Below are 4,073 nucleotides of genomic sequence, written 5' to 3'. Positions count from 1 at the left end.
AAAATGTTTGAAGGTGTTGCCATCCATCAGTTTCCGCGTTATTCACCTATACGTGATCAATGGGAATTTGGCGTTTTAGATCAGGAAAGCTTATTTTAATGGGAAACACGAAACAGTATGTCATTCGCGGCGGGATTCAGGGTCGGGAACGGCTGCGTATCCTGGCCCGGGTCATGCACGACAGCACGGCGTCGCTGCTCAGCCAACTTGAGCTGACGGATGGACTCGCGTGTCTTGATGTTGGTTGCGGCGGCGGAGACGTGACGCGCGAAATCGCGCGCCGGGTGGCGCCTCAGGGAAAAGCCGTGGGTACGGACATTGATACCACGAAACTTGCGATCGCCCGTGAAGAAGTTCAGGAAGAACATATTGATAACGTCGAGTTCCGTTTGTCAGATATTTGTGAAGTGTTTGGCGCTCCGGAGTTTGATGTGGTCTATTCTCGGTTTCTACTGACACACCTGAGCGATCCGGTTGCCGCAGTCAAGTCCTTCTTAAGACAACTGCGTCCCGGTGGCATCCTCGCTCTGGAAGACATTGACTTCAGTGGCTCCTTTACTTATCCGGAGATTCCCGCATTCCGGAAGTTCTATGATCTCTATAACGCAGTGGTCCGTTGCAGAGGCGGCGACCCGAATATAGGACAACGGCTACCGGTCATCATGAAAGATTGCGGGCTGGAAGCGATCCGTGTTTCAGTCGTACAGCCGACCGGACTGACGGGTGAGGTGAAGCTGCTCAATGGCCTGACAATGGAAAATATAACAGACGTCGTGTTGGCAGATCAGCTCGCGACTCAGGAGGAGATTGATGAAATTGTCGGAGAGCTCAAAGAGTATGCCACAGACGATCGGACCGTGATGGGAATCCCGCGCGTCGTGCAGGTCTGGGGACGTTTACCCTTCGCATGAGTGTTCCATTTCCAACCGGACTGAAATCTCATCGAATGGCAGGCGAATCTCTGTATCTGAAAGTGATCGTCCAAACAAGCCGTTAACTCTCGCGTTGATTTTTATTACAACCCGGGTCCATCGGAACTGCTTTTCCTGTTTTTTCGATGGGGTATGTGAAGAGATATCGCCAGACGACTTCGTGAATGTATTTCCCTTTGGCATTCTTGCAGGCGCTGCCGCCGGGCACTACCGAAGAATGTGCGCGGCCTGTATTATTTTTGACGTCACAGTTCGTAATCAGGCGGCGGGTATTTTTAAACGGAAACTGGACCTCGTCGACGTCAACAATCGGACCATGCTCGTGCAATCCCAGCAGTTCCCAGGAACGGCAGTAGTGGTCTGCACTCCAGCCGCCATCGAGTACGTGGGAAAAGCCGAAGTAACGGTTGGAAGGTGTAGCTGACGGCAGCGTTTGCCAGTTCTGGAGTTGATCCCGTGGCCCGCAGAACATGACGACGCGGCCGACTTTCTGATGCACGGCGAATCGAGCTGCGGTGGTCGAGCCGTGTGAACTTCCCGCCATAATCACGTCTTCCCACCGGAGGTCTTTCCCATCCGGTGTCAGATAATAGTCCCACTTGCCCTGCGGGTTCTTTTTAGCAAGCCACTTCACAAACTGCAGGGCACGTTCTTTCATTCCATCCGGTTGGGGGATATCGACCTGGTCACTGAAATTTTCTCCGGTCGCAGCTTCCAGCCTTACATTGCCCCGACACGTTTCGCCCACTGGCTGTTCCTTACAGACTTTGGAGAACCAGCGGTTCGCGTAATGGACCTGAATCGCATGCAGTCCATAACTGGAGAGCCGATCAAAAAGCTGGCTGTTATAACCCATCAACCAGATCACGAGCTTGCCGCGCGGTTTGACTTTCGTATTGACGACCGCATGTTCGAGATCCTGGACCTTACCGCCCGATTCAAAAACGAAGTCGATTTCCGGATGTTCTTTCGCACGCGGATCAATCTCGCTGGCACGCGCTGTGAGCTGATATTCCTGTGGCTTGGGATCGGTATAACGGAGCGGACGGGCGTCATCCGCCAGCAGAAGATTGCCAAATACCTGAGGCAATAGTACGAGCGCAAACAGCAGTTTCGGATTCATGATTATTCACCAGAGTAAAAAGCAGTGGCAGCATCGGAGGCAGTTTGCCAACGTCTCTATTTCACTATTATACAGTCTGAACTTTCGCGAATCCCTGCTCTGGCACTCACATCTGGTGAGAACCCGGAAAAAGTACGAAATCCGGCAAGGGGGATCAAAAGACCGCGCAGCAAACAACCCGTGCTTATGCAACAGAGAGTTCGACAACAGCGTTGCGGAAGTTTTCCGGACCTTAGAACAACCCGCCAAAGGTTTCCAGAAAGAACGAACTGACGCTGGAAGGATCGTCATAATGCCACATGGTGCGGATCAGGTCGTACATCATGATGGTGCAGATTCCCATTAGAACCGTGGAGATTCCCAGTGCAGCGAATGTGCCTGCTCCCCATTCCGGTTCCGGTGCTGCCATTGCTGCACCCCGGCCGCCGCCAAATGCGGCAGGCGCTACAAATTCCGCGTGGCTTTCACCACTCTGGAAGGAATCATCGAAATCATCATCGTCTGCATCGTAGATATCGTCGAAGTCATCTTCGTCTTCATCGAAGACATCAGAGATGGCATCGTCACTGGCGAATTCGTCTTCCTCGTCGAAGATGGCAGACTCGCTGTCCTCTTCATCGGAATCCAGAATTACGGAACCTGATGAACCTCCCATATCGCCATCTTCATTCAGCATCAATACACTGGTATCTGCGCTGGAATCGGACAGGTCAAAACTGCTGTCTTCGTCGTCGTCCAATGTGGGAATTTCCAAAGTCGCGTTTTTATCACTATGAGACATCATCGGGATGGTTTTATCAACGTCTTCCACATCAAATGGTTCCAGTGAAATTCCGCTGTCGGCTGTGATGGAAATATCACTGCCGGTATCATCGTCTTGCAGAGAGATGCCGCTGGAATCGTCATCGACGAGAGAGATGCCGCTTTCGTCGGCTCCTTCCAGGGAAATCCCGCTGTCGAGAGGACCTGCTAAGGAAATTCCACTATCCGACGCCAGCGAGATGCCACTGTCTTCTGCCAGGATGGAAGAGTCTCTGCCATCGTCCGAAACCAGAGCTACATCGCTGTCGCTGCCAAGATCGAAACTGTCATCACCGATCAGAGCCACATCGCTTTCACTGCCGGACAAGTTAGAGTCATCGGCGACGAGTTTCACATCGCTGTCACTTCCGGAATCCATATCCAGAATCTCAAAGTCGGGCTCCGAATCGGAATCAACAAGTTTCACGTCACTGTCGCTACTGAGATCAATGCTCGAGTCATCGGTCAGGCGGACATCGCTGTCTGAATCTTCGCCCACGGCAATCAGCTCCGGTTCGCTATCCAGTTGCAGATCATCGCCGTCATCAACAACCAGACGCACATCACTGTCGGAACTGCTCAATTCGACAGGACCATCGTCATCGTCGTGCACACTTCCCCGGATCACAGTTGCCTGCTCACCGACTTCATCTTCATCAATGACGCTGTCTGAAAGATCATCATCTTCCAAGATCGCTGAACCGAATAAATCGTCGTCGTCATCAGCTTCATCAGAAAACAGAGGAATCGCCGGATCGGAGTCTGCCTGACGGGAACGCGCCAACTCCTCAAGATCTTCCATGCGAAATTTCCAGGCACCCCGGTCTGCAAATCCGCGAATGTCACCAGCCTCTCTCAGGCGGTTCAATTCCTCTATTTCCATTCCGAGCTCTGCTGCTGCTTCTGCGAGATTGAGATATTTTTTGGCCATTGTGGCACGACTCCGACATCAATAATGTAAATCAGGAACGGGGGGCTGTGTTAGTTGTCATCGGACAGTTGTCTGTGAAATATCAGTGGTATCAAATCCGAAAACCAGTAGACGAATGCCTTTGCGAAGAACTTACGGGTTCTTTTGATAGTATCAGTCACTCCAGCAACTTATTCCGGAACAGAAACTAGAACCGCGTCCCGAAGTCGTTGCGAACCCCTTAATTTATCTATATTTATTCTAAATGAGAACTGGTCGGTTGCAAGTGCCTTCTTGCTGATTGGGA

3 protein-coding genes are annotated in these 4,073 nt (G+C 51.7%); 1 reads left to right on the top strand and 2 read right to left on the bottom strand.

The annotated features are described in order from the left end of the window. The first annotated feature begins 98 nt into the window (after nucleotides 1–98). Nucleotides 99–911, top strand: coding sequence for a methyltransferase domain-containing protein (locus Q0294_RS09630; RefSeq protein ID WP_299463989.1), 813 nt, complete (start codon nucleotides 99–101; stop codon nucleotides 909–911). Between the two features lie 82 nt (nucleotides 912–993). On the opposite strand, the gene Q0294_RS09625 is transcribed toward Q0294_RS09630, so the two are convergent. Together Q0294_RS09625 and Q0294_RS09620 are read right to left on the bottom strand one after the other, a co-directional pair. Further along, nucleotides 994–2,055, bottom strand: coding sequence for a hypothetical protein (locus Q0294_RS09625; protein ID WP_299463986.1), 1,062 nt, complete (start codon nucleotides 2,053–2,055; stop codon nucleotides 994–996). A 232-nt stretch (nucleotides 2,056–2,287) separates the two neighbouring features. Further along, complete coding sequence (locus tag Q0294_RS09620) at nucleotides 2,288–3,787, bottom strand: helix-turn-helix domain-containing protein (protein WP_299463983.1); 1,500 nt, start codon at nucleotides 3,785–3,787, stop codon at nucleotides 2,288–2,290. Between the last annotated feature and the right edge of the window lie 286 nt (nucleotides 3,788–4,073).

It is taken from the genome of uncultured Gimesia sp., from assembly GCF_937919775.1.
In the GTDB taxonomy this organism is placed as follows: domain Bacteria; phylum Planctomycetota; class Planctomycetia; order Planctomycetales; family Planctomycetaceae; genus Gimesia.
This window is presented reverse-complemented; position numbering and strand designations above follow the sequence as displayed.